Genomic DNA, 24,652 nt, shown 5'->3' on the forward strand with positions numbered 1-24,652 from the left:
TATCGAATACCGGGAGGTCTGAAGAGATGGAGGTCTGCCGTCTTGGGGTGCTCATCTCCGGAAGCGGGACCAACCTGGAAAACATTGCTATAAACATCGAGGAGGGACGCATTCCCGCCCGCATCACCGTGGTCATCAGCGACCGCGAGGACGCCTACGGGCTGGTGCGGGCCAGGAATCACGGGCTGCACGCCGTCTTCGTGGACCCCCAGTCCTTTCCCGACCGTGTTTCCTACGACCGGGAGCTCATCCGCATCCTGCGTGAGAATAGCGTGGATCTTGTGGTCCTGGCCGGCTACATGCGGCTGGTGAGCCCTGAGTTCGTGGAGGCCTTCCGCAACCGCATCCTGAACATCCACCCGGCCCTCCTCCCCTCGTTCCCCGGCACCTCCGGGGTGGCCGATGCTCTGGCCTACGGGGTAAAGGTGACCGGGGTGACCGTCCATTTCGTTGACGAGGGCCTGGACACCGGCCCCATTATCCTCCAGGAGGCGATTCCCGTGCTTCCGGGGGACGACGTGGAAAGCCTGCACCAGAGGATACACGAGGTGGAATACCGCCTTTACCCGGAGGCCATCCGTCTATTCTGCCAGGGGCGCCTGAAGGTGGAAGGCAGGCGTGTGGTGATTCTGGACGAACGGGAGGATTGAACGGATTGAACCGCTTGAAGGCCTTGGTGGTTGAGGATCGAAATGCTAATGAAAACCGGCGGGTCGGCTTGGCCGCGCTGCTGAAACTTTCCGGCGGAGCAAGACCCGCTCCTTGTGGGATGGAGAGCAGTGCGGCGTTTTCCGATAGAGCATCGGGGTGGTGGAGGTCTATGGGCCCTTTGGGGCTTGGATAAACTGGTTTTTCCGGAGTATCTATGGTGTGCTCGTGGGTACTTTATGTAGGCCGAAGGACCCATTGGGGCTTGGGTAAGGAGGGATGAGCGTGGAACCCGTGCGCAGGGCACTGATAAGCGTCTCTAATAAAGCCGGCATCGTGGGGCTGGCCAGGGAGCTGAGGGATATGGGGGTGGAGATCATATCCACGGGAGGAACGGAGGCCAGGCTGCGAGAGGAAGGTATAGAGGTCGTCCCCATCTCAGAGGTCACCGGTTTCCCGGAGATGCTCGGGGGGAGGGTGAAGACCCTACACCCCAATATCCACGCCGCGCTCTTGGCCCGCCGCGACGACCCCGGGCACCTGCGGGAGATGGAGGAGATGGGCATCAAACCCATAGACCTGGTGGTGGTCAACCTCTATCCCTTCGCGGAGACCATCGCCCGGCCGGAGACCACCCTCGAAGAGGCGGTGGAACAGATAGACATCGGGGGAGTCACCCTCATCCGGGCGGCGGCGAAGAACTTCGCCAATGTGGCCGTGGTCACCAACCCCAAGCGGTACTCATCCCTCCTTCTGGAGATGCGCCGCAACGGAGGAGCCATCTCCCTGGAGACCCGCCGTGCTCTGGCCGCGGAGGCCTTCCGCCATACCGCGGATTACGATTCCGCCATCTACGCCTACCTCTCCCGGGCTTTTGATGAGTTCCCGGCCACCCTGAACATGGCCTTCAAGAAGAAGGCCGACCTCCGGTACGGGGAGAACCCTCACCAGAGGGCTGCCCTCTACCAGGAGATCGGGGCCCCTTCGACCTCCCTGGTCTTCGCCGAACAGCTGCACGGGAAGGAACTGTCGTTCAACAACGTGCTGGACCTTGACTCTGCCTGGGCCCTGGTGAAGGAGTTCGAGCTCCCGGCGGCGGTGATCGTCAAGCACAACAACCCCTGCGGGGTGGCGCTGGCGGAGAAGCTGTCCGAAGCTTACCGCAGGGCTTATCAGTGCGACCCGGTGAGCGCCTTCGGAAGCGTCATCGCCTTCAACCGTCCCGTGGACGAGGAGACGGCGGCGCAGGTCAACGAGACCTTCGTGGAAGCGGTCATCGCACCTGCCTTCCCCGAGGCCTCACTTGCCGTCCTGCGGGGAAAGGAGGACATCAGGCTCCTCCAGCTTCCCCTGGAGAGGAATGCTCACCTATTGCTCAAGGACGTCAAAAGGGTGGAGGGGGGGCTCCTGGTCCAGGATTACGATCGGGACGAAGATGTCCGGGAGGAGATGCTCCTGGTGGGAGACCGCGTACCCACCGAGGAGCAGTGGGAGGATCTTATCTTCGCCTGGAAGGTGGCCAAACACGTGCGCTCCAACGCCATCGTCCTGGCCCGGGACCGCGCTACGGTGGGAATCGGCACGGGACAAATGAGCAGGGTTGACGCTACGCGCGTGGCGCTCATGAAGGCGGGTGACCGGGCACGCGGCTCGGTTCTGGCCTCGGATGCCTTCTTTCCCTTTCCGGACTCGGTCATCCTGGCCGCGGAGGCGGGGGTGGAAGCCTTCATCCAGCCGGGAGGCTCGCTTCGCGACCAGGAGGTCTTCGAGGAAGTGAAGAGGAGAGGGCTGGTGATGGTGCTCACCGGCAGGCGTCACTTCCGGCATTGAGCGAGGGAACGAAAGGGCTCGTACCCCCGGTAACCGACTCCGAGGCCCATTCCCCCATGCGACCTTTCGGATGCCGCGTCGCCCGGGCATGATATCTTTCCTTTCCGGCGTTCCTCAGTGAGCTCAGGTGCTATATGATTGTGTCTATGAACAGGTTCTATCTGGCAGTGCGAATAGTGGTCCTGGCGGCACTCATCTTCCTCCTGGCCGCTGTTTTCTGGGGGATAGCCAACCGGGACAAGACGGTGGCCCACGGCAACGAACAGATAGCCGAGGAATACCGTCGCACCAAACCCGCCGCTTACACTTCCTACCTGCTCATCGGCTTCGTGGTGGGCGGGATATTCGTGGTGCTGGGGTCCATCATCCATGATTACCACCGCATGCAAAGGGAGAAGCTGAAGTTCGTGGACCAACTTCCCGGGGCCTCCGGTAAGCACCCCGGCTCCTGGAGTTGACAGGTCTTCGCCGCCGGTTCCCTCCTTATGGGAGTTCTGCGGGGGTCGCCGAAGCGGCATGAGTAAAGCACTGAAGGTCGGCATCCAATGGCCGGGGCCACAAGGCACTCTATTATAGTGCCGGGCGCTGGGGGAAGGTAGGGGGAGAGAAGGGTTTCCGCGCAGAAAGCAAAGGCCACGCTGGGGATGACGGCGGCTACGGCCGGCGACAAAGGAGGACGGGATGCTCGAGGTAAGCCTTCCCAACCTGTTGTGGTACGGTAACCAGCCCTTTAAGGTTTACTTTCCCGACCGCTGGGAGGTGGAAGTCCTGGAGCCACCCGGCTTCGGCAAACCCCCCCTGGACGACGCCGGTATGGAAAGCGCCTTTCGCGACCCCATCGGGTGTCCTCCACTGGAGGAACTGGCCGCGGACGCCAAAGAGGTGGCCATCGTCTTCGACGACATCACCCGTCCCACTCCCGTAAGCCGCGTCCTCCCCTGGGTCCTGCGCCCTCTCGAGAAAGCGGGGATACCCGACTCCAATATACGCTTCATCCCCGCCCTGGGCATGCACGGGGCCATGAACAACATAGACTTCCGCAAGAAGCTGGGGCCGGATGTGGTGGAAAGATTTCCCATCTACAACCACAACCCCTACGAGAACTGCGTTTATCTGGGGGAGAGCCCCGGCGGAGTCCCGGTGTACATAAACCGCGAGTTCCTGTACTGCGACCTCCGAATAGGGATAGGGTGCATCACGCCCCACCCGCACGTGGGCTTCGGGGGCGGAGGGAAGATAATCCTGCCGGGCATCAGCGGCGTGCAGACCATCAAGGCCTGGCACGGTGAAGTTTCTCGGCGGGGACCAGAGACCATGGGCCTGGGCCGTACGGAGGGCAACGTGATGTACGAGGAGATAAAGCACGTGGTGCGCATGTCCGGCCTGCAGGTCAAAGTGGACGCCCTCATCAACGCCCGCGGAGAGATCACCGACCTCTTCGTGGGGGATCCCGTGGAGGAGTACGCGGCGGGGATCGAGGCGGCCAGGGAGCATTACGGGACCCCTGCCTCCCCCGGCAAGGACATCGTGGTGGCCAACGCCTACGCCAAGTACAACGAGATGGCCATCTGCATGCTCATGTCCATGATGACCGTGAACCTCCAGCGCGGGACCGTGGTGCTGGTGGTCAACGCGCCGGAGGGCCAGGTCTGTCACTACCTCATCCGCAGTTTCGGGAAGGAATACGGCGGGGAGTTCTACATGCGGATGGGCCCACCCCCGCCGGGCCTAAAGATAATAATCTGCACTGCCTATCCCGACCGGACCATGTGCGACCTCTTCGCTCCCATCGAGGCGGTCACCATGACCCGCGACTGGGAGGAGACCCTCGATATACTGGAGCGGGAATACCCGGAACAGGCTTCGGTAGCGGTCATCCCCGACGGGACCATGCAGTTCTTCAGGTGAGAGACGGGCGAGATCGCCTCTCTGCGCCCCTTCTTGTCTGCGCCCGCTGCCCGTCTAGCTTCGGAGAGTTCCTGGTGAGCCGGCCGAAAGACGGATGTAAGGGAGAGCCGTGGGGGCGACGCCTGGTGACCTGCGTATCCGCTTGGGGCGCGAAAGGGCCTTTCTTGGCCCGGTGATAACCGGCAGGCGGAGAGCGAGAGGCCATTAAGCTGATCTGCGGCGGGGAAGGAGTTTCAGGTTGCAAGGGGTTAAGATCGAGAGCGCGCGTTATGTGCGGGATAGCGGCCTCTCCTTTCGCGAGGCTGAATATAGCCTGTGAATCTACTGCGTCGGGAGAGCCCACCTCCGTAGAAGGCCTTCGGCTCTTTGAAGTCCTTCACCCCGTGATGCCACCCGGAGATGCGAACAGGCATACCGTCACCGAGAGAAAGCCTCCGGCTCTTTATTCCTTCAACGCGGATTCGCAACCGGATTTGCCGGCTATGCTGAAGTAAATACGGGCGTCTCCCGAAAATATTGCAAGCTCGTTCATTTGTGCCGGCAGAACGTCTGAACGTGTGATTTCCCAAGCTGGACAGGGGCACTCTTCCCGACCGCCTTTGGTCCTGGATAACCGGGGCGCTGGCCATAAACGTGGTTCCTGTGGTCATGGAAACGGTCAACGCCTTCGCCGGCAAGGAGGTCATATCTCAGGATCTCATCTTCATCCTGTTCATCCTGGTCTTCATTCCCGTGCTGGTGGTGATAGGGATTCTTTACGTGGAGTTCAGAAAGCAGGGTTTCGCTTTCACGCGCGAGGCGGTCACCGTCCTCCTGCCATCCCTTCTTTTCTTCATCGGGGTGACGCTTGCGGTTCTCGTGGTGCCCATGGCGGGAAGCGACGTATCTCTGGGGGTGAGGATATCGGACATCTTCGCCCTGGTGGTCCAGGCGGCTGCCTTGTGCCTGGTGGCCTTCATGGCCATAACCATAGGAAGAGGCGTGGCCGGACGGCCCTTCCTCCTCATCTCTCTGGCCCTGGTGTGTATCATGATGCAGACCATCCTCACGGCGCACATACGCCTGGTGGGGTTGATGAGCTCCACCGAACCGGCGGATTTTCTCCTTCACGTGGCTTACTATCTCCTCATACGAGCGGCGGATTTCCAGTACCGGATGAGCGCCGCAATTCTCTAAAAGGTGGCCGCCCTACGACATCACCGCAAGGCAAGCTCCTCCGATCATCACGGCTACGCCGAGGAGCTTGAGAGGGTTGACGGATGAGTGCGGTGAGCTCCAGAGGGCGAAATGGCTTATCAGCAATCCGGCCGTGACCTGACCCGTGAGCTGCAGCACGTTGGTGGCGCCGGCGCCTATACGCGGGATGATGACGGCGATGGCCAGAACCAGCGCTGCCCCCATGGCCCCGGCGAGGAAGAGGAAAGGGTTGACGTCCGTGATGCGGGTGATGGCGGAGCGGCCGGGGCTGGCCAGCCAGATGATCACCGCCACCAGTGCACCGATTACCCAGAAGACCGCGTTGGCGGCACGGGCGTTCTCTATCTTCTGGCCCACGTCAGCGTTCATGGCCAGGTGAACCGCTATGATCAGGCCCACCACGAAAGCCAAGAGGTAATAGAGGATCTTGTTCATTACCCCCCCTTTTCTTCCTACCTCCAGTACAAGAAATGCCGTTGCCTGTGCTCATCAGGCCTCGGGAGCAGGAATCCCACCTTCTCGTTTAGGGACGAGCATCTCATAGTGAACCGAGCAACCCAGCCTCTTTCCGCGGGCGCCGCTTGCTCCCTGGCCATTTCCCCTTACCGGCGGCGACACTTCCATCTTTGGAATCTCGGATAAGTTTCCCTGTCCTCAGAGAAGCCGAGACTCACCCTCCCCTTACCGCTGGCGGTAATCTTTCATCCCAGCTCCTCCAGATATACCTCCCGCCCCTCACGTGCCGAGGTTATGGCGGCAAGGGCGAACCGCAGCACCTCCCTTCCCTCGCGTGGCGTAAGACGCGGGGTTTTTCCCTCGCGCAGACAGTCCAGCATGTGCCGGGTGCAGTCGCGGAAGCTGGCCCCCCAGTCCGCTTCCAGGGAGGAATACGCGGTCAGCTCCCCGTCGCGGTAAAGGAGCAGGGGCGGGATGGCAAGCATATTCCCGTGACCGCGGGTTATCCATATGACACCCCGCGTCCCGGTCACCTCCACCCGGTCGTCGGCCGCGTAATAGTCCGACCTGATGTACAGGTCGTAGGCCCAGGTGAAGTCAATGCTTCCGAAGATCTTGCGGTCGCGGTATTTCCAGATACAGATGCTGGGCGCGTCCACGCACCGTCCTTCCCCGAGGGGGAGCTCTTCCATCCAGGCGTACACCTTCTCCACCTCACCGAGGAGGTAAAGGGCCATGGAAAACTTATGGTACCCGTCGTCGAAGACGAAGGGACCTCCGCCGCAGGTCCGTTTGTCGACCCGCCAGGCCCACGATTCGAGGGGGACCTCCCACCCCCCGGCGGCGGCCCCGGACAAGGTTCGCATGCGGATGTTGAGCGGTTCTCCTATGGCTCCGCCCTCAATGAGCTCCCTGGCCTTCATCACCGGCGGATAGAAGACGAAGTTCTCGTACACCCGGAGCACGACGCCCGACTCCTCCGCCGCGGAGGCGATCTCGTCCACCTCCGCGAGACTCAGCGCGGGTGGTTTCTGGAGGGAGACATGTTTGCCTGCCCGGGCCGCCGCGATGGCCATCTCCCGGTGCAAGTGATGGGGAGTGAGGATCTCCACCAGGTCGATATCCGGGTCCTCCAAGAGCCGGCGGTAGTCCGGATATCCTTTTGGAATGGAATATGTTGCCAGACGCTGGCGCAGCTTGTCCTCCGAGATGTCCGCGGCGGCGAGGACGACCGCGTCCTCCCGCCCCTCGTAGCCCAGCATGTGTAGGTCGAATATCCTTCCGCACCCGATGATCCCCACGCCCGTGGGCTTGCCCTTCACGGCCTTCACCTCCCTCCCGTTGGGAAGCTCGTGCCTCGCGCCATACGTGCTGCTTCCGCTGCTTACGGTCATTTATGCGCCGTCAGGGTATTGGCCTCGTGAAACTTGTCCTGAAGGCGGAAAGCCTTCTCCGTCAACTCTTAACATATTTTTCCAGGGCCTTGAAGATCTCAATGGGCAGGAGGAAGACGATGGTGTTGCTCTGGTCCGAGGAGAGGTCGGTCAGCGTGGAGAGGGTGCGCAGGAACAGGCCACCGTGAGAGCGGGCGATGATCTCGGCGGCCTGAGCGATGTTCTCAGCGGCGATACGGTCGCCCTCCGCCTTGATGATCACCGCATCCTTCTCCCTCTCCGCCTCGGCAGCGCGGGCCAGGGCTCGCTGCAGGTTCCCCGGGAGCTCTATGTCTTTGAGCTCCACGGCGGTTACTTTTATGCCCCAGGGGTCGGTCTCCTTGTCCACAATGCTCTGGATGCGCATGGCCACACGCTCCCTTTCCTGCAGGAGCTCGTTGAGGCTCACCTCGCCCACCGTGTTCCTCATGGTGGTTTGAGCAAGTTGTGAGATAGCGTTGAAGTAATCGCTTACCTCTATGACCGCTTTGGCCGCGTCGAAGACGCGGAAGTAGAGGACGGCGTTTATCGTCGTGGACACGTTGTCCTTGGTTATGGCCACCTGGGAGGGGACATCCATCACCGTGACCCGCATATCCACCTTGACCATGCGCTGGAAAATGGGGAGGGCCAGCCGCCAGCCAGGGTTGCATACCTTGCTGAACTTTCCGAAAGTGAACTTGACCCCCCTCTCGTACTCGTTGATGACCCGGATCCCCGAGAGGATATATAAGGTCAGGAAGGCGACGACGGGCACGATTGCAGAAACAGAGGCGTTCATTGCCATACCTCCTTGGGTTGTTTGACAGGCAACACTCAGCAAAACTTTCTCCTCATGGCCATGAATACCCTTTTAGAGCGAAGTATGGCTAAGTGGCGAGGCCCGCGTGTTCTCCTTCTGGAGCCCGGCAAAGTTTGGGGAGCCCTCAAGATAGGTTCGCTGTCCCGTGCGGTCGAGAACCTGTATCCAGGCGAACTCTACCCGTTCCCTCATCCCTTTGATGCCGGAAGAGATTCTGGCGGACGTTCAAGTGCCTGGGCAGCGGGTGCATATCCGGGATGAACCTCAGCGGCTTACGCGCTGCCTTTCGAACCCTGGCGGTCGGGCCACCTGCCTTCTCTCAACCCATCTCCCGTTCCGCATCACGGTTCGCCATCCTCTATTTCAGTGTACGGTTAGCGGGACCGCCGTTCCACTTAAAGATCAGTCCGATTCCAGCGCGCCGCGCAGGCCCGCGGCCAGGGCGGACACGGCGAGAGCCGGGTCCCTCCCTGCGTCGACGGCCTCCAGGGCCGCTTTTACCAGCGCGCTGCCCACGATGACACCGTCAGCCAGCCTGCCCACTTCCCGGCACTGTTCCGGGTTGGATACCCCAAGCCCTGCAGCGATGGGCTTAGTGCAGAAGCGGCGCGCTCTCTCCAGGAACGGTCCCAGATCCCGCGACAGGCTCTCCCGTGGGCCCGTGATCCCCTTGACGGCGAAGCAGTAAAGGAATCCCCGGGTCAGCTCGCCGAGCATGCGCAGGCGCTCGTCGGAGGTGGTCATGGAGGCGAAGAGGATCACCGCGAGGCCTTGCCCCTCGGCCGTCTCCCTCCAGTCGCCCATCTCCTCCGGGGGAAGGTCCGGGATGAGTATCCCGTCCGCTCCGGCCTCCGCGGCGGCGGAGGCGAAACGACCGTGTCCCAGGCGGTGCACGGGGTTGTAGTAGGTCATGATGAGGAGGGGCTTTTGCGTGGCCTTCCTGAGGTCCTTGACCAGACCGAAGACGTCGCTGGGCCGGAAACCCGCCTGAAGGGCCCGGAAGGACGATTCCTGGATCACCGGCCCGTCCAGTACCGGGTCGGAAAAGGGGATGCCCACTTCCAGGGCGTCACAGTGTTCCAGCAGAGCGAGGCATATGCGCAGCGATGTCTCCCGTTCCGGGAAACCGGCGGTATGGAACCCGATGAGGGCGGCGCGGCCTCCGGTGTCTTCGAACATGCCTTCAAGTCTCTTTATCCCGTCCAACGAACCCTCCTTGAAAGAGTGGAATCTCCCGTATCGCCTTTGTGTCATGAACGGCGCATTCGCCGGTTACAAGGCGCCCTTCCCCCACTCCTCATCCCTCGCCTCCGCGTTTACGGACCGCCATGAGGGTACCCACGTCCTTATCCCCGCGCCCGGAGAGGCAGACCACGATGGAGGCATCCGGGCCCAGTTCCCGCGCCAGAACAGCGGCGTGGGCCACGGCATGGGCGCTCTCCAGGGCGGGGAGGATGCCCTCCGTGCGGCAGAGCAGGCCCACCGCTTCCAGGGCTTCCGCGTCGCTCACCCGCACGTACTCCACCCGCCCGCTGTCCTTGAGGAAGGCGTGTTCCGGGCCCACCCCCGGATAATCCAGGCCCGCGGAGATGGAATGAGTTTCCAGGACCTGCCCTTCACCGTCCTGCAGGAGGTAGGAACGCGCCCCGTGAAGGACTCCTATCGAGCCCAGCCCAAGGGTGCTCCCGTGCTCTCCCGGGCCGTCACCGGTGCCGCCGGCCTCGACGCCCACCATGCGCACTTCGGTGTCCAGAAAGGGGTGGAAGAGGCCAATGGAGTTGCTCCCGCCTCCCACGCATGCCACCAGGCAATCGGGCAGGCGACCGGTCTTTTCCATGTGCTGCCGGCGGGTCTCGTACCCGATGACCGACTGCAGGTCGCGCACCAGGGAGGGAAAGGGGTGCGGCCCCACAACCGATCCCAGGCAGTAATGTGTGTACTCCGCGGTGGCCACCCAGTCCCGAAGGGCTTCGTTGACCGCGTCCTTGAGCGTGCGCGACCCGCTGCGCACGGGAATCACCCGGGCCCCGAGCAGTTCCATGCGGAAAACGTTGAGGGCCTGCCGTTCCATGTCCACCTCGCCCATGTACACGTCGCATTCCAGTCCCAGAAGCGCCGCGGCGGTGGCCGTCGCAACTCCGTGCTGGCCTGCTCCCGTCTCGGCGATGACCCGGCGTTTGCCCATGCGCCTGGCCAGCAGGCACTGCCCCAGGGTGTTGTTTATCTTATGGGACCCGGTATGGCAAAGGTCCTCGCGCTTGAGGAAGATGTTCGCCCCTCCCAGTTCCCGGCTCAACCGCTCCGCGAAGTAAAGGGGTGTGGGCCTGCCGGCGTAATCGCGAAGGTATCCGCTAAGTTGTTCGCGAAAGGAAGGATCTTCTTTCGCTTCGGCATACGTGCGTTCCAGTTCTTCTAGTGGGGCGAGAAGGGTCTCGGGGACGAAACGGCCGCCGAAGACCCCGAAATGCCCATCGGCCACGGATGGTTCACGGATGGGAATTCCTTCCACTCTCATGCTGTGCCTCCTGTCGCTGTCGCACTTACATCGCGCGGGTTCCTTACCTCGCCCGGAACCCGATCCATCTTTCAAAACCTGAGAAAGCATCCCGGGTGACTCTCGAGGAACCGGAGCTTCCGCCGAGCGGATTGAGCCGCTCTCGGAAGCCCCTGCCCTTCGGCACCTCGGTGCGGATTCGCCACGGCCGTCCGCAGGTCGGTGTCCAGCCCGCTCTCATCCATAAAATCGTCCCCTTTTGCCCTTGAGGAGGGATGGCGATCCTTTCTCCGGCCTCGACATCCCGCGCGCGAGGCCTTTCCGGAGCCCGATTTCCGAGTCTCTTCGTTTAGTCCCTTTCTTGAAAAAAGGTCCCGTCGTCACTTCCTAAAGATCCTCCTGCGAAGGCCGGCCGGATTTCCCAATTCGGCGGTAAAGGCCTTTCGGGCTTCCTGCGCGAAGGCCCGCAGAAGATGTGCCTCTTTTATGCCCGGAGAACTTTCCACTCCGCTGGAAACGTCCACCCCGAAGGGACGCACACGGGCAATGGCTTGGGCCACGTTGCCGGGGTCCAGGCCTCCGGCCAGGATGACCCGTGCCTTCCTGGACGCATCCGCCGCCAGGTCCCAGTCCCCGGTGCGGCCCGTCCCGCCGGGAAGCTCTGGATCCCAGGTGTCCACGAGAACGGCGAAGGTGTCTCGGTATTCGTGGAGGGGCTCCAGGTCCTCGGGCGTGCGTGGGCGGAGGGAGGGGATGGCCCTTCCTCCGAAACGGGTGGCCAGATGGACGGAGCGTCCGTGGAGCTGTACCAGGTCCAGGGAGCAGAAAGCGGCGATCTCACGTACCTCGTCCTCCTCCTGGTCCAGGAAGACCCCCACCCGCATCACGGACTGAGGCAGCCGGGAACTCACGAAGCGGGCAAGATCGGGGTCTATTTGCCTCGGGCTGGAGGCGAAGACGAAACCCACGGCGGTGAAACCGGCGGCGCATGCGGTGAGTCCGTCCTCCAGCCTGGTTATCCCACAGGCTTTGATGAACGGACCGCTCAGCGCGGACGTGCCGCCGCACACGTCCTTGAGAGGCAAACCGGCCATGACCATCACCTGCCTCCCGTGGGACTCACCGGTCCCCGCAACGCTCTCATCCTCCCCACCGTTTCCGCCGAGGGATCTTCGATCCTTTTCCGCTTTCCGCCCTTGGTTCCCGGCAAGGGCGTCAGGGTCCGCCTCCCGGCGAGCGTCCCCCAGCCTCGGCCGTTTTCCCGCGGGGTTGTTCTCCCGGTGATTACACGCCCGCGCTTCACGGCGTCAGACAAGGGGTATGAAAACGCGGATGCCCTCATCGACATGTCCTGCCCTCTCCTTTCTAGATGTCCCTTTCCCGTGGGCCTTCCGGCACATGTCGCGGCGAATGCCCTTCCCGGCCGCACGCCTCGCGGCCGGCGGCTTCCACGCCCCCCCTCAGGGCTTGAAGGGCACTTTCGGGGTCGTCGCTGCTCGAGAGGGCCTCGCCCACCAGGACCGCGTGCACTCCCATTTCCCGCAGACCCTCCAGGTCCTCGCGGCGACGGTAGCCGCTCTCCGCCACCAGGGTAACGGAGGGAGGGACCAGGGGAGCCAGGCGCAGCGCGGTGCCCGTGTCCACCTGGAGGGTGGACAAGTCCCGATTGTTGATGCCGATCGTCTCCGCGCCGGCCAGCAAGGCCTTCTCGAGCTCCCGCTCGTTGTGCACCTCCACCAGGCATTCCAACCCCAGCTCGCCGGCTCCCGCCAGAAGTCGTTCGAGCTCCTCCCTCTGCAGGGCGGAAGCGATGAGCAGGACCGCTGCCGCTCCCGCAGCCCTCGCTTCCAGGAGCTGGTAGTGATCGAGGATGAAATCCTTGCGCAGCACCGGGAGGTCGACGGCGGAGGAAGCCTCGGCAAGGTCCATCAGGCTGCCACCGAAGAAATGGGGTTCGGTGAGCACGGAAACGGCGCAAGCCCCACCCCTGCGGTAAGCCCGCACGGTCTCCGCAACTCGCAGGTCGGGCCGGATGTCCCCCCGGGAGGGGGAGCGTCGTTTGATCTCCGCGATCACCCCTACTTCCTTCTCTGCAGCTTGCCGCAGGGCCTCGGAGAGGGAGGGTGTGGGCGGGAGGCTGGAGCACAGCTCCGCGAGGTGAGCCGCCGGGAAGACCTCCGCCATATCCCTGATGCGCCTTCTTGTCAGTTCCAGAGCCCGTTCAAGAAACACGGCTCGCCTCCCTGGAAAAATCAACCATCTCCTCCAGTTTGCGCAGGGCCCGCCCTGAATCAACGGACTCCTGCGCCAGGCTAATGCCTTCCTGGAGATCGGCTGCCATTCCCGCCGCATAGAGAGCGGCGGCGGCGTTGAGGACGGATATGTCGCGACGGGGTCCGGGTTTCCCGGAGAGCACCTCATCCCGGATGATGCACGCGTTGTCCTCCGCGCTCCCTCCCCGCAGCGTCATAGGGTCGGCGGGGGCAAGGCCGAGCTCGTCAGGTTTTATGCGGGTCTCGCGCACCCCTCCATCCTCAACCACCCATACCAGGGTAGGAGAAACGGTGGAGACCTCGTCCAGCCCGTCCTCTCCGTGCACAACGAGCGCTCGGCGCACCCTCATGTCCGCCAGGGCATGGGCGATGAGGGGAGCCTTGTCCCTCCTGCCCACTCCCAGGAGCTGGAATTGCGCTCCGGCGGGGTTGGTGAGAGGGCCCAGAAGGTTGAAGGCGGTGGGGATGCCCATCTCCCTGCGGGCTCGCATCACGTGACGCATGGCGGGATGAAAGCGCGGGGCGAAGAGGAACCCGATGCCCACTTCCTCGATACAGGCGCGCACCCGTTCCGGTTCCATCTCGATGTCCACCCCCAGGGCCTCCAACACGTCTGCGCTCCCACATGAGGAGCTCACGCCCCGGTTGCCGTGCTTGGCCACATAGACACCGGCACCGGCGGCGATGAAGGCCGCGGCGGTGGAGATGTTGAAAGTCCCACTGCCGTCACCCCCCGTGCCGCAGGTGTCCACGAGAGGGGAAACGGAGGGACGGATGTTGACCGCCGCCTCGCGCATGGCCTGGGCGAAGCCGGCGATCTCCTCCGATGTCTCTCCGCGCATCTTCAGCGCGGTGAGCAGGCATGCCACCTGGGCGTCGCCGGCCTCCCCGCGCATGATGGCGGACATCACCTCTCGGGCTGTCTCCCGGTCAAGGGTTTTCCCTTCCGTCACCCGGGCCAGGATTTCGCCTATCATCTCCCCACCTCCATTCCCAGAAAATTCCTCAAAAGGTCCGCTCCCGCCTCGGTCAAGAAGGACTCGGGATGGAACTGAACACCTTCCACGGGGAGGAAGCGGTGCCTTATGCCCATCACCAGGCCGTCCTCGCTGCGCGCGCTCACCTCGAGCTCCGGAGAGAGGCCGGGGTCCACCATCAGCGAATGGTAGCGGGTGGCGGTAAAGGGATTGGGAAGTCCGCGGTAGATGGTTCGTCCGTCATGGAATATGCTGGAAGTCTTGCCGTGCACCGGACGCGGGGCGCGGATTACCGGAGCGCCGTAGAGGTAGGCGATGGCCTGGTGTCCCAGGCAGACTCCGAGGACAGGCACCCTGCCGGCCAGCTTTCGGACAGCGGGTATGGTGACCCCGGTGTCCTCCGGTCCTCCCGGGCCGGGTGAGATGACCAGGTGGGTAGGCCTCAGTTCCTCCACCCCCGAAGGCGTCAGTTCGTCATTGCGCACGGCGATGACCTCGGCTCCCAGAACCTGCAAGGCCTGGGCCAGGTTGAAGGTGAAGGAGTCATAGTTGTCTATGAGCACTACCCGGGCGGTTCGGTCACCGCGTTCCGAAAGGGAATCTTCTCCCTCGGGCATCGCCGCTTGCAGGAACGCCTCTCGCGGCGGTTTTGCCGCACCTTCGCCGCCCCTGGTCCCGCGCGCGTGGCTCAAAGTATCATCACCCCCTCCCGGGCCTCGGCGGTGCGGACGGCTCGCAGCAGCGCCCGCGCCTTGTTCACCGTCTCCTCGTATTCCCTGGACGGCTGGGAATCGGCGACCACACCGGCTCCCGCCTGTACGTAGGCCCGGTCACCGTTGATGACGACGGTGCGGATGGCGATGCAGGTATCCATGTCCCCGTGATAGGAGATGTAGCCTACGGCGCCGGCGTAAGGGCCGCGCCTCTCTCCCTCCAGCTCGTCGATTATCTGGCAGGCCCTTATCTTAGGAGCCCCGGAGACGGTCCCCGCAGGAAAGGAGGAGCGCAGGAGCTCACGATTGCCCAGGTCGGAGCGCAGTGTTCCGGCGACCTCGCTGACCAGATGCATGACATGGGAGAAGCGCTCCACTTCCATGACCCTTCTCAGGGTTACGCTCCCCGGTTCACTCACCCTTCCCAGGTCGTTGCGGGCAAGGTCCACCAGCATGACATGCTCGGCGCGCTCTTTCTCGTCGGAGAGCAGCTCCCGTTCCTGGGCCAGGTCCTCTTCGAAGGTCTGGCCCCGCGGGCGAGTGCCGGCGATGGGCCGGATGACCGCCTCTCTTCCGCGTCTTCTCACCAAGGGTTCCGGAGAGGAGCCCACCAGGAAGAGGTCTCCGCACCGCAGGAAGAACATGTATGGGGAGGGATTCTGACCCCGCAAGGCGCGGTATACGGAGAAGGGCGAACAGCGCAGGGGAGTGGAGAAGCGCTGAGAGACGACCACCTGGAAAGCCTCTCCGGAGAAGATGTAATCCTTGGCCCTGTGCACCATGTCCTCGTATTCCTCACGGGTACAGTTGGATTCGACTTCCCGGAAGTCCACTTCCTCGGAGAGGTAATAGACCTCCCCACCGGACGGCGGTACGGTTTTCGTCGCCAGGTCGCGGGCCATGGATTCCAGCACTGCCGTCGCCTCCCGGTAGAGGCGCCGTTTCTCCCCGCTGTCCGCTCTTCCCGGAACGGGGACGTTGGCCAGCAGTATGATGCGGCCACGCAGGTGGTCGAAGGCGGCTGCCGTGCGGGTGAGCATGAATGCCATGTCCGGGATTGGTAGTCCCTCCTTCGGACGCAGTCTCACACTCTCCATGAAGGGCAAGAGGTCGTAGCCGAAAAAACCAACGGCGCCGCCGGAGAAGGGGAGCCCTTCCGGGGGAGGCGATGCCTGGAAGGAGTCCATGAGATCGAAGAGGAAGTCCACGGGGTCCTCCCGCCCGGGCGAGGCCTCTTCGTAGAAGGGGCGGTGCTCTTCACCGCCGGAAAGGGGACGAAAGAGCTCCGGCCGCAGCATCTGCAGCTCACGCCCACCCAGAGGGACCCGCACGCGGTTCTCCTCGTGACTTATGACGCAAAGGGGGCGGCAGCCCAGAAAGGAATAACGGCCCCAGCGTTCCCCGCCTTCCGCGCTCTCCAGCAGGAAGCGATAATCCCCGTCGGACAGCTTCATGAAGGCGGTGACGGGGGTCTCGGTGTCCGCTTCCACCACTCGAGAGACGGTGATGAGGTCATAACGCCGCGAGAGCTCCAGGAATTCCCTCTCGCCCGGGTAATATAGCCCGTTCTTCATCGCTCCAACCTCCGCGCATCGAACTTGCCTTCCTGCCCACGAAGGCCTTTTTTCTCTGGATATTTCCTCATCGCTCCACCTTCCGCGCTCAATGTCTCCGCGCTCGCCTTTCTTTTCCGGTCGACCTCGGTCGCGAGGTCTTCTCCGATTCTTCATTTCTCGCTCGCTCCGGACTCGCCGTGCTCGCCACTCCCTCCAAAAGGGCCGGGCCGCGTATCCACGGGGAACGCGGCCCATGCAAGACGAAGGCCGCTCCCCCTGGAGAGGGCTCGCGGCCTTTACCGTTTTGCGGATTATCGTTTCGGGATTTGTCCTTCTTGCGGGAAATCAGATCGGGCAGGCTTCAGCGGAGCCCTCTCCTCAGGAGGGGCTCCACCACCATCGAAGGTTGGAATGAGTTAAAGCCCGGATTACCATCATGGACAGATTGTAGGAAACAGATCCCGCGATTGTCAACCGGCGGCGCGGTTGGGGCGCAAGGCATAGGGACAAGAGAGGCAGCCCTCCACACTTCAGACGACAGGCTTTGGTTTCGTGGTTGGGGCTTCCCCTTCCGTCACGTTGCTGATGGTGAATCCTTCCGTCTGGTTTATACTGTTTAGTGACCCGGGCGCCTTCGTTGTGGCCCTTGGAAAGGAATTGAACAAAAGCGACCAAAACGGCTAATCGTATGCCCTTTACCGGACGATAAATCAACCGGCCGTGACCGAGCGAGAAAAAGCTTGTCGGATTTCAGGGGGCGGACAAGTAGATGCTCTCGGATGAACGCGGTTTCACACTCATCGAGCTGATGATCGTCATCCTCATCATGGGGATACTCGTGGGCATCGCCGTCCCGGTGTTCGTGAGCGCTCGCAGTAACGCCGCGGAAAAGGTCTGCCAGGCAAACGTGAGGGCCATGAAATCCGCGGCCGGAGTATACAACGCCAGGTACGGATCCTATCCCACATCGATCGGGCAGCTGGTCCCGGAGTTCATGGAAGAAGTTCCCATATGCCCCGAGGTGGGGACCCCGACATCCTATACCTTTATCGGTGGCGGCGAGGCTCCGCCCACGATCTCCTGCTCCTTTCATGGGGAGTTCTGAGCCCCAACCGTCCTCGGCCTTCCGGGAAACGGAAAAGGATCGAAACGCAAAGAGCGGATGAGTTTCCCGTTTCCGTGAGGGGTTGCCTTGACCGCCGTGAAATCCTCCCCTCCCGCCGGCCCTTTCAGGATCCATCCGAGGCGTACGGCGAGAAGCCCTTGAGACCGGAACCACTAATAAAAGGGCCACGCGATGGCGACTCGAACATTTCTGTTCTCGCGCAGCACGCCGGGAAGACGGGAATCGGCTCGCGGCTCACGAGGAGGCCGGTCAGGGACGATCCACCACCGTGGCTATGCCCACACCGCCGCCGCCGCACAGGGTCTGCAGCCCGTACTTCAAGCCGTGCCGAGCCATCCAGTGCACCATCTCCGTGAAGTAGAGCACGCCGGAGCATCCGATGGGATGGCCTATGGCGATAGCCCCTCCGGTGGGATTGATGCGCGGGTCGTCGTAATCCAGCCCGAACTCCTTGCAGAAAGCCAGCACGGGAGAGGCGAAGGCCTCGTTGGGCTCGAAGACGTCGACATCGTCCATGGTTATCCTCGCCCGGTCCAGGGCCTTGCGCATGGCGGGTATGGGCCCCAGGAGCATGATGAGCGGCTCGGACCCGGCCACAGCGGTGGAGAGGATGCGGGCATAAGGTTCCAGGCCCAGCCTCTCTGCCTTCTCCGCGGTCATGAGCATGACCGCCGCCGCTCCGTCCACGATGGCCGAGGAGTTCCCCGCGGTCACCGTGCCCCCTTCCTTGAAGCGCGGCGGGAGCGCGGCCATCTTGGCGTAAGCGGCTTCCGGGTCGTCCAGGGCCTGCTCGCGGGGAGGCTCGTCCCTATCCACCAGTCGGGTGCCGTTCTCGTCCTCCACCTCCACGGGGACTATCCTCTTGCGGTACCATTCCTCGTCGCGCATGGCCTGGACCGCCTTTTGGTGGCTCCATAAGCCGAAACGGTCCATTTCCTCGCGCGAGAGCCCGTAGCGGTCGGCCACCATCTGGGCGCTGACCCCCATGGGGTTGAGGGCTCCTCGCTCCATGGCCCGGGGGTGGAGGGCGGCGGGGAGGCCGGCCTGTCCGGCGACCATGAAATCCGACCCCATGGAGTAATGGCTCATGCTCTCAACGCCTGCGGCGATGGCGATGTCCCCCGCCCCGCACATGAGGGCATGGGCCTGGGAGTTTATGGCCTGCAGGCCGGCGTTGCAGTAGCGGTTCACCGTCCAACCCGCCACCTCGTCCGGCAGGTCGGCGGCCAGGACCCCGATCCTCCCCACGTTGAGGCCCTGTTCCCCGATCTGGCTGAGGCAGCCCACGGCGACATCCTCGATCTCCCTGGGGTCGAAGGAGGGGGCTTTCTCCATGACCCTGTCCACCAGCCCGCGCAGCGCCGCGGCCAGCAGATGCTGGGCGGATACCTTGGCGAAGACCCCTCCCTTGGCCGCTCCCGCCCATCCGGACCTGCCGGTGGGGGTGCGCACCGCCTCCACCACAACTACTTCCCTGAGCCGGTTTGCCATCTCTTACCTCCTCAGCCGAAACTCAACCCCTTCTTTCCACGTCCTTCCAGTAACGCTCCTCAAGCTCGCGTTTGATTATCTTGCCGTCTATGTGGCGTGGAAGTTCTTCGAAGAAGTCTACCTTGGCGGGCACCTTGTAGCCGTATAGGCCTTCCCGCTTGCAGAACTCGAGTATCTCCTCCTCGGTGGCCTCCATTCCCCGGTGGAGCTGGACGCAGGCCACCGGGACCTCTCCCAGGTCGGGATGGGGAAGCCTGACCACGGCCACATCGAAGACCGCGGGGTGACGCAGGATGACCTCCTCTATCTCCATGGGGTAGATGTTCACTCCCCCGGTGATGATCATCTCCTTGACCCGCCCTGTCAGGTAGAGAAACCCGTCCTCGTCCAGGTAACCGAGGAGGCCGTCATCATACCATTCCTGACCGTCGATGACGCGGATGGATTCGTGAAGCCGTTCCTCGGAGCCCGGGTAGCGCAGGGCGAGGGTGGAAGCGGTGCGCCCCATGACCTTGCCCACCTCACCGGGTTCCGCCCAGCGACCCTCCTCCTCGACGTAGATGCGCAGGTCGCCGCCGCGCGCTTTTCCCACGCTGGCCAGTCGGCGCGGGTTCTCCAGGTAATCCTGGGGAAGGAGAACGGTGATGATGGCCGTCTCCGCGCTGCCGTAATATTCCCCGAAAACGGGCCCGGGGGCTCCCTGGCGCATGAAGAGCTCGTTGGTCGCCGTCTTGACCTCCGGGGGGCAGGGAGCGGCGGCGCAGAGGATGGAACGCATGGAGGAGAGGTCGTAACAGCTCTTCACCTCCTCCGGTAGGGCCAGCACCCGCTGCAGGATGGTGGGGGCGACGAAGGTCCAGTTTATCCTCTCCCGCTCTATGAGGCGCAGGAAATCCTCGGCGTCGAACTTGCGCATGATCACCGCCGTGGCTCCCAGGAGAAAGAAGGGAGCCCAGCCCGCGGCGGTCCCCGCATGATAGAGGGGGGTCACGATGAGGGTGCGGATGTTCCCGGTGACCGGGTCGTGTATGCGCTCGCCGCCGAACCAGTAGAGGTAGCTGAAGGCCAGGAAGTTGTAGCGCATGAACTCGGAGAGTGTGGCGCGCGGCGGCTCGGCGAGGTCGGAGAGCATGTATCCCAGGCTGTCGAAGAGGTTGGAGCTCTTGGGTATGCCCGTGGTCCCTCCGGTATAGGGGTTGAAGGAGACCATGAAGTTGACCTCGGGCATGGTGGCCGGGTGCGCGGACACCAGATCCTCGTAGGTGAGGACATCCGCCCCGGAAGGAGCGCCGTCCCCGACCATCACCAGGTGTCGCACGCTCCCCAGCTCCCCCCGTATCCGTTCCATCTCCTCGAGGAACTCGGCATCGAAGACCAGGACCTTGGGAGTGCGCAGGTTGATGGTCTTCACGAGCTCCTCCCCACGCAGGTGCCAGTTGACGAAGGGGGTGACCACCCCGATGAGGCTGCAGGCGCACATGGTCTCCAGGAATTCCGCGCTGTTGTGGAGCATGATACCTACCGTGTCCTTGGGTCTGAGCCCCAGGGACTGCATGGCGTTGGCCAGCCGCAGCACCCGGTCCTTGAGCTCGCCGAAGGTGTACCTCTTCGGCCCGTCCACCACGGCTTCCCGCTCCGGGAAGGTTTCCCACATCCCCAGCACCCAGTTGGGGATGATGCGACCCACCTTCATCTTCCCCAGGTCTTTGAGGTTGGAGAGCAGACCCCTCCCGCCGGTGAAGATGCGGTACACTATGCGCCGGGTGTTACGCGAACCGCCCCACTGCTCCCTGAACGTCCTGCCCAGCCCCTTGGCCTCCTCCATGCGCAGGGCGGGGGGCAGGGCCCGCATCAACTCCCTGAAGTTCTTCTCCGCCTTCATCCTTCCTCCCCTCCCTCGTGCGGAAGCGAAACCCTCGGCCCCTCCTCAGGGTGATGGCCCGAGGGGGTTCCAGGGTTTCGCCGAGCCGGTACCTCAATCCACCATACGGTGGAGGGCGCAGTTTCATTCCCGGTTTTGGTGAAAGGCAGACCTTTAACTGCGCGCCTGTCGCTTATCAAGATCTCGGGTCGCCCCGCGTGACCCATCCGACCGACCAGCCCTGCAAGATGTGATCGCGCTCCCACTGTGGCGCGGCGTTTGTGGTTAAATATACCCCAATCTTAGGACGGTAAACTAATCGGGAAGCGCCGCACGCTGAGGTTAAGACGTGTCTTGAGGGGGTCGGGAGAGCCTCATTCCGGGAAAGAGGAGGCCTCGCCCGTCAGACGATGAGCGAGAGGCCCGACTTCTCCACGAGTCATCCCGTGACCGCCTCGACCACGGTGCGGGCAAGGATCTCCGCGCCCAGGGGGTTTGGATGGACACCGTCCAGGGTCAGAACCAACCCCCGTCGCCCGGAGAGCTGATAAGCGGCGCGTGGGGTGAGAGCTCGTAGGGTATCGATGAATAAGCTGGCAAAATCATCCATAAGGTAAGGACTGGGATCATCCAGACGGGAAAGCACTTCCCGGAAGGCCTTGCCCGTATCCGCCAAGCGAAACCCCCGTTTCGATGCCGCCTCCGTTATGGCCAGGTTGTATCGTTCCCCGGCCATATTCAGTTGAGAGTCCGGGTCTTCCCCGAGGCAGGGTATGGTGGTCAGGATGACGCTCCGCGAGCCTCCCGGGAGGCTCTCGAGGATTTGCGCCAGAAGCGCCTCGAAGGAGGAAGGGTCCCTGGCGGGTAGATTGCCCCCGGCGGTCAGCCGCTTCACCAGCCTGCGCCAAAGCCCTCCTCTTTTTTCCAGATAGGGAAGAAGGATATCGTTGGCGCCGGCTTCCAGAATCACGGCATCCGGATGGCTGTGGGAGAGAAGGGCTTTCAGCCGGTTCCCCACTCCTGCCAGGGTGTCGCCCCCGCGGGCGCTGACCGAGAGGCTCCAGCCCGGGAGCATCCGGGCGAGATGGGAGGGGAAGCTAAGATGAGACAGCCCTCCCGCCAGGCTGTCGCCCACCACCAAAAGGCTTCTTGACGATCCTTTCACGGCATGCCCTCCCGAACGCCCGTCGATAATCCCGGGGGAGGGAGGGGTCTCAAATCCGTGTCCGCGCTCACGCTCCGTCCCCCGGTCATTACCGGGAGCAGTCGCCTCTTTCTATAAAGACGGGATCTCCATCCCTTACTTCCGCACACGTCCATCTCGTGCCTCCACAAACGCCCATCTGCATGCCTCATGGGAGGCGGCTTTGTCCTCTCCTTGGAATCCTCGTCCCCGCTCTTCGGATTTCCCGGAGGTCACGTTGCCCGGTGGGGATCATATCCCGCCGGGCGGTTTCCGTCCATGGAGTCGGGGCGTTCTTCTACCCGCCGCCTCCGGCGGTTGGTTTTATCGCTTGTCTTGGGGCGGGAGATGCCCCTGGAGGATGTTCGCGTTACCGCAGATTTGTTCCAGGCGGCTCATTAGTCGCAGGGCCTCCAGGTAGTTCGATCCGCAGAAATCGGGGTCGGGCTCGAAGGCCGAACATGCCCATGGCCTCTCCGGCTTCCCCCAAAGGGCGCAGAGGTTGTCCGGCAAGAGATGAGGGCATCTCACACCGGCGGGCTTTTTCAGAGTGGAAACGGAGAGGGCAATGCAGCACGCCCCGCATTTACGGCATTCCAACGGTCTCTCCTTCCCGCCCCCGCGTCCTGGCCTTTCCGGTTCCGCTTTACCCGCCATTTCCTCCACGCCCCCAACTTACCCCATTCCTGGGGAAGGCTCAATCCGATGACATTGGACCGGGAAGACGAGGGGGCGCTTTGAGGACCCTACGAGAGCCTCGACAAAAAGTTTGGGGCCGTGAAGGGGTCCTCCAGTTCGTCTCAAAAGCCTTTCTCTACGGTCTCTCCCACGAAGACGAGGATAGGGTCGATGACCTCGTTTGCGCGCCGGGAGGGACGGTCGGCGGCCGCCGTGCATACGTCCAGGTGGTTGTAGCCCGGGATGAGTTTCCCGTTCTCCGGCTGGTAGGGGAAAGGTCCGTTTTGCGCCGAGAACTCGATCCTGGGGAGAAAACGCGCCGCTTCCCGGTGGAGGTAGGGCAATCCGCAAAGGGGCGCGAATTCCTTGACGCCCGCTTCTATATCCAGCATCAGGCGGAGGGTGAAATACCACTCCACGGCATTGGTGGGGCCGTAGTACAGGAAGCGCGCCACATCCCGTATATCGGAGACCTCCTCCTCAGCCGTGGTGTAGGTGACCTCGCCTGCGGTGTCCTGGAATGCCGGGTCGGCGTCGTTCCCGATCTCGTCGAAGTTTGCCCAGCGGTAAAGGGGGCCTTGCCCGAGGTGGCAGCAGTCCGGACCGGCATCGTTGGCGATGAACAGTCCCCGCAGGCCGAGATAGGACCCCAAAAGGACTTGTATCCAAGGCAGCTTGGCCAGGTCCTGGGGAAGCGGGAAATCCCTGGGAACCACCGCCCCTCCTGTGAGGAAGCCGCAGCTTACCTGGAACATGTTGATGAGCTGGAAGTTGTCGTCCACCATGATCCCGAGGAGAGCCTCGTTGGTGTAGCGGAAATCCCGGATGGAGGGTATATGAACGAAGTACTGGTCTATGGTGCGTGAATGAAGGAGCTTGAAGGTGTTGTCCAGGTTGGGGACGAAGGGGAGGCGATCCAGGATCACCGACTCCTCTTGGGGATGGAAGGCGGCTTCCATGGCTATCATCTCCAGTAAGGCCATGAACTCGGGGTAGTTTCCGGGCACGGGAAGGATGCGCGCCAGCTCGCCTCTCCTTATCCTGTCCACCACCTGGTGGTAGGCGCCCTCGTCGGTCAGCTCCGGTAGCCCGATGAAGGTGGTGATGTTCACCCCCTGGTCGGGCACTGAGGGTTCCAGCCTGGTATCCAGGCCCACCAGCCCGGCGCAGTTCATGTAACCGGCATCCTCGACGGTCGCCGGGTTCCCGTCGAAGTCCCAGCCGGCGAAGAAGGCGGCTATGGGTCCCCCCAGAGAATGGCCGCCCACGAAGACCTTGCGGCGTCGCACCTCGGGATCGGGAATCATGGTGGTGATGAGGGTGTACATGTCCTCGACGGCCAGCCGCAGCCCGAACTCGGAGAGGTAGGATACGTCCTCGTCTCGCAGGAAGCCCGCGAAAGACCTTCCGTCCAGGGGCTTCCCATCGAAGTAGTAGTCCAGGGCCAACCGCACATCCCTGGCCTCCTCGGCGGCATTGAGCCCGGTGAGGTCCTCCAGGTTGTTGGGACGCCGGTCCACGACCCAGACCTCGATTCTCTTCCCGTAACGGGTAAGGGCGACGTATACCAGCTGCCGCGATATGTATTCCAGGCTGTTGGCCCCTCCCTGGCCACCCGGAGAGAGGACCAGCACGGCATCGGCCAGCGTGGGGTCGCTTGCGCCTGCCCTGGGGCGGAAGCGCAGGTAGTGGAGGTAGTCGCACTCCTCGGGCGGTGTGCCGTTATCGCGCGGGGCTGGGGAATAGATGCGCTCCATGGTCATGACCACCGCCGCGTCCACATCCTCCATGGTCCAGGCCCGTTCCGCCGGCGCGCTTTTTTCCTCCGGCACCGGGCCGCCAGGCTCATAGCATCCCGAGGCAAGCAAGAAGCAGGATGTAAAGGCGATGATGACAAACAGAGAGGTTCTTCGCATGATTCGGCACCCCCACTTGTTCCCCCGGCAAGAAACGCAGGTTACCGTTCGGTATATGTCTTAGGAATAACAATCGCTATATTTCCTGTCAAGCTGCAGGCTTCTTCTGC

General features: G+C 62.9%; 20 protein-coding genes. 6 read left to right on the forward strand and 14 right to left on the reverse strand.

What is annotated here, in order from left to right; translation table 11 throughout:
* The first annotated feature begins 26 nt into the window (after positions 1 to 26).
* The 5 genes from purN (at position 27) to H7007_RS01035 (ending at position 5,562) form a co-directional block, all read left to right on the forward strand.
* Positions 27 to 650 (forward strand): phosphoribosylglycinamide formyltransferase, encoded by a 624-nt coding sequence (gene purN, locus H7007_RS01015; protein ID WP_287152624.1) that lies wholly within the window; start codon positions 27 to 29, stop codon positions 648 to 650.
* A gap of 277 nt (positions 651 to 927) precedes the next feature.
* Positions 928 to 2,478 (forward strand): bifunctional phosphoribosylaminoimidazolecarboxamide formyltransferase/IMP cyclohydrolase, encoded by a 1,551-nt coding sequence (gene purH, locus H7007_RS01020; RefSeq protein ID WP_287152625.1) that lies wholly within the window; start codon positions 928 to 930, stop codon positions 2,476 to 2,478.
* 146 nt (positions 2,479 to 2,624) lie between these two features.
* Complete coding sequence (locus H7007_RS01025; RefSeq protein WP_287152626.1) at positions 2,625 to 2,936, forward strand: NADPH-dependent FMN reductase family protein; 312 nt, start codon at positions 2,625 to 2,627, stop codon at positions 2,934 to 2,936.
* Positions 2,937 to 3,159: 223 nt separating this feature from the next.
* Complete coding sequence (locus tag H7007_RS01030; RefSeq protein WP_287152627.1) at positions 3,160 to 4,386, forward strand: lactate racemase domain-containing protein; 1,227 nt, start codon at positions 3,160 to 3,162, stop codon at positions 4,384 to 4,386.
* Between the two features lie 648 nt (positions 4,387 to 5,034).
* On the forward strand, positions 5,035 to 5,562 hold the full coding sequence (locus H7007_RS01035; protein ID WP_287152628.1) for a hypothetical protein: 528 nt from the start codon (positions 5,035 to 5,037) through the stop codon (positions 5,560 to 5,562).
* Positions 5,563 to 5,574: 12 nt separating this feature from the next.
* On the opposite strand, the gene H7007_RS01040 is transcribed toward H7007_RS01035, so the two are convergent.
* From H7007_RS01040 to trpE, 10 genes are all read right to left on the reverse strand, one after another.
* Entirely contained in the window at positions 5,575 to 6,018 is a 444-nt protein-coding gene (locus H7007_RS01040; protein WP_287152629.1) for a DMT family transporter, read from the reverse strand.
* A gap of 266 nt (positions 6,019 to 6,284) precedes the next feature.
* Entirely contained in the window at positions 6,285 to 7,370 is a 1,086-nt protein-coding gene (locus tag H7007_RS01045; protein WP_287152630.1) for a Gfo/Idh/MocA family protein, read from the reverse strand.
* A 124-nt stretch (positions 7,371 to 7,494) separates the two neighbouring features.
* Positions 7,495 to 8,253: a slipin family protein gene (locus tag H7007_RS01050; protein WP_287152631.1), complete on the reverse strand. Its 759-nt coding sequence runs from the start codon at positions 8,251 to 8,253 to the stop codon at positions 7,495 to 7,497.
* A gap of 423 nt (positions 8,254 to 8,676) precedes the next feature.
* Positions 8,677 to 9,480: a tryptophan synthase subunit alpha gene (trpA, locus tag H7007_RS01055; protein ID WP_287152632.1), complete on the reverse strand. Its 804-nt coding sequence runs from the start codon at positions 9,478 to 9,480 to the stop codon at positions 8,677 to 8,679.
* A 91-nt stretch (positions 9,481 to 9,571) separates the two neighbouring features.
* On the reverse strand, positions 9,572 to 10,789 hold the full coding sequence (gene trpB, locus H7007_RS01060; RefSeq protein WP_287152633.1) for a tryptophan synthase subunit beta: 1,218 nt from the start codon (positions 10,787 to 10,789) through the stop codon (positions 9,572 to 9,574).
* Between the two features lie 359 nt (positions 10,790 to 11,148).
* The gene (locus H7007_RS01065) at positions 11,149 to 11,862 is read right to left on the reverse strand and encodes a phosphoribosylanthranilate isomerase (RefSeq protein WP_287152634.1); all 714 of its coding nucleotides are present in this window, start codon (positions 11,860 to 11,862) and stop codon (positions 11,149 to 11,151) included.
* Positions 11,863 to 12,133: 271 nt separating this feature from the next.
* Positions 12,134 to 13,000: an indole-3-glycerol phosphate synthase TrpC gene (gene trpC, locus H7007_RS01070; RefSeq protein ID WP_287152635.1), complete on the reverse strand. Its 867-nt coding sequence runs from the start codon at positions 12,998 to 13,000 to the stop codon at positions 12,134 to 12,136.
* A complete protein-coding gene (gene trpD, locus H7007_RS01075; protein WP_287152636.1) occupies positions 12,990 to 14,018 on the reverse strand; it encodes an anthranilate phosphoribosyltransferase in 1,029 nt (342 codons plus the stop codon). The genes trpC and trpD overlap by 11 nt, the downstream gene beginning before the upstream one ends.
* Positions 14,015 to 14,635: an anthranilate synthase component II gene (locus tag H7007_RS01080; RefSeq protein WP_287152637.1), complete on the reverse strand. Its 621-nt coding sequence runs from the start codon at positions 14,633 to 14,635 to the stop codon at positions 14,015 to 14,017. The genes trpD and H7007_RS01080 overlap by 4 nt, the downstream gene beginning before the upstream one ends.
* A gap of 71 nt (positions 14,636 to 14,706) precedes the next feature.
* Complete coding sequence (gene trpE / locus H7007_RS01085) at positions 14,707 to 16,305, reverse strand: anthranilate synthase component I (RefSeq protein WP_287152638.1); 1,599 nt, start codon at positions 16,303 to 16,305, stop codon at positions 14,707 to 14,709.
* A 751-nt stretch (positions 16,306 to 17,056) separates the two neighbouring features.
* Between trpE and H7007_RS01090 the strand changes: the two genes are divergently transcribed.
* On the forward strand, positions 17,057 to 17,392 hold the full coding sequence (locus tag H7007_RS01090; RefSeq protein WP_287152639.1) for a competence type IV pilus major pilin ComGC: 336 nt from the start codon (positions 17,057 to 17,059) through the stop codon (positions 17,390 to 17,392).
* 270 nt (positions 17,393 to 17,662) lie between these two features.
* Here the strand turns inward: H7007_RS01090 and H7007_RS01095 are convergent, their stop codons facing one another.
* The 4 genes from H7007_RS01095 to H7007_RS01110 form a co-directional block, all read right to left on the reverse strand.
* Positions 17,663 to 18,904 carry a thiolase family protein gene (locus tag H7007_RS01095; RefSeq protein ID WP_287152640.1) on the reverse strand — a complete coding sequence of 414 codons (1,242 nt, stop codon included), beginning with the start codon at positions 18,902 to 18,904 and terminating at the stop codon, positions 17,663 to 17,665.
* A gap of 22 nt (positions 18,905 to 18,926) precedes the next feature.
* Positions 18,927 to 20,786, reverse strand: coding sequence for a class I adenylate-forming enzyme family protein (locus H7007_RS01100; protein ID WP_287152641.1), 1,860 nt, complete (start codon positions 20,784 to 20,786; stop codon positions 18,927 to 18,929).
* 418 nt (positions 20,787 to 21,204) lie between these two features.
* On the reverse strand, positions 21,205 to 21,903 hold the full coding sequence (locus H7007_RS01105) for an SGNH/GDSL hydrolase family protein (protein ID WP_287152642.1): 699 nt from the start codon (positions 21,901 to 21,903) through the stop codon (positions 21,205 to 21,207).
* A gap of 845 nt (positions 21,904 to 22,748) precedes the next feature.
* Positions 22,749 to 24,416 (reverse strand): hypothetical protein, encoded by a 1,668-nt coding sequence (locus H7007_RS01110; RefSeq protein WP_287152643.1) that lies wholly within the window; start codon positions 24,414 to 24,416, stop codon positions 22,749 to 22,751.
* Positions 24,417 to 24,652 lie beyond the last annotated feature (236 nt).

It is taken from the genome of Candidatus Solincola tengchongensis (genome assembly GCF_015711935.1).
GTDB classification, from domain to species: domain Bacteria; phylum Actinomycetota; class Geothermincolia; order Geothermincolales; family RBG-13-55-18; genus Solincola_A; species Solincola_A tengchongensis.

Bases quoted from the DNA above. Each gene is read 5' to 3' on its own strand.
- H7007_RS01110 (WP_287152643.1), bottom strand. From the start codon at position 24,416: ATGGAGGATGTGGACGCGGCGGTGGTCATGACCATGGAGCGCATCTAT.
- H7007_RS01080 (WP_287152637.1), bottom strand. From the start codon at position 14,635: ATGCCCGAGGGAGAAGATTCCCTTTCGGAACGCGGTGACCGAACCGCC.
- trpD (WP_287152636.1), bottom strand. From the start codon at position 14,018: ATGATAGGCGAAATCCTGGCCCGGGTGACGGAAGGGAAAACCCTTGAC.
- H7007_RS01040 (WP_287152629.1), bottom strand. From the start codon at position 6,018: ATGAACAAGATCCTCTATTACCTCTTGGCTTTCGTGGTGGGCCTGATC.
- purN (WP_287152624.1), top strand. From the start codon at position 27: ATGGAGGTCTGCCGTCTTGGGGTGCTCATCTCCGGAAGCGGGACCAAC.
- H7007_RS01025 (WP_287152626.1), top strand. From the start codon at position 2,625: ATGAACAGGTTCTATCTGGCAGTGCGAATAGTGGTCCTGGCGGCACTC.
- H7007_RS01065 (WP_287152634.1), bottom strand. From the start codon at position 11,862: ATGGCCGGTTTGCCTCTCAAGGACGTGTGCGGCGGCACGTCCGCGCTG.
- H7007_RS01095 (WP_287152640.1), bottom strand. From the start codon at position 18,904: ATGGCAAACCGGCTCAGGGAAGTAGTTGTGGTGGAGGCGGTGCGCACC.
- H7007_RS01030 (WP_287152627.1), top strand. From the start codon at position 3,160: ATGCTCGAGGTAAGCCTTCCCAACCTGTTGTGGTACGGTAACCAGCCC.
- trpB (WP_287152633.1), bottom strand. From the start codon at position 10,789: ATGAGAGTGGAAGGAATTCCCATCCGTGAACCATCCGTGGCCGATGGG.
- H7007_RS01050 (WP_287152631.1), bottom strand. From the start codon at position 8,253: ATGAACGCCTCTGTTTCTGCAATCGTGCCCGTCGTCGCCTTCCTGACC.
- H7007_RS01035 (WP_287152628.1), top strand. From the start codon at position 5,035: ATGGAAACGGTCAACGCCTTCGCCGGCAAGGAGGTCATATCTCAGGAT.
- purH (WP_287152625.1), top strand. From the start codon at position 928: ATGAGCGTGGAACCCGTGCGCAGGGCACTGATAAGCGTCTCTAATAAA.
- H7007_RS01090 (WP_287152639.1), top strand. From the start codon at position 17,057: ATGCTCTCGGATGAACGCGGTTTCACACTCATCGAGCTGATGATCGTC.
- H7007_RS01100 (WP_287152641.1), bottom strand. From the start codon at position 20,786: ATGAAGGCGGAGAAGAACTTCAGGGAGTTGATGCGGGCCCTGCCCCCC.
- trpE (WP_287152638.1), bottom strand. From the start codon at position 16,305: ATGAAGAACGGGCTATATTACCCGGGCGAGAGGGAATTCCTGGAGCTC.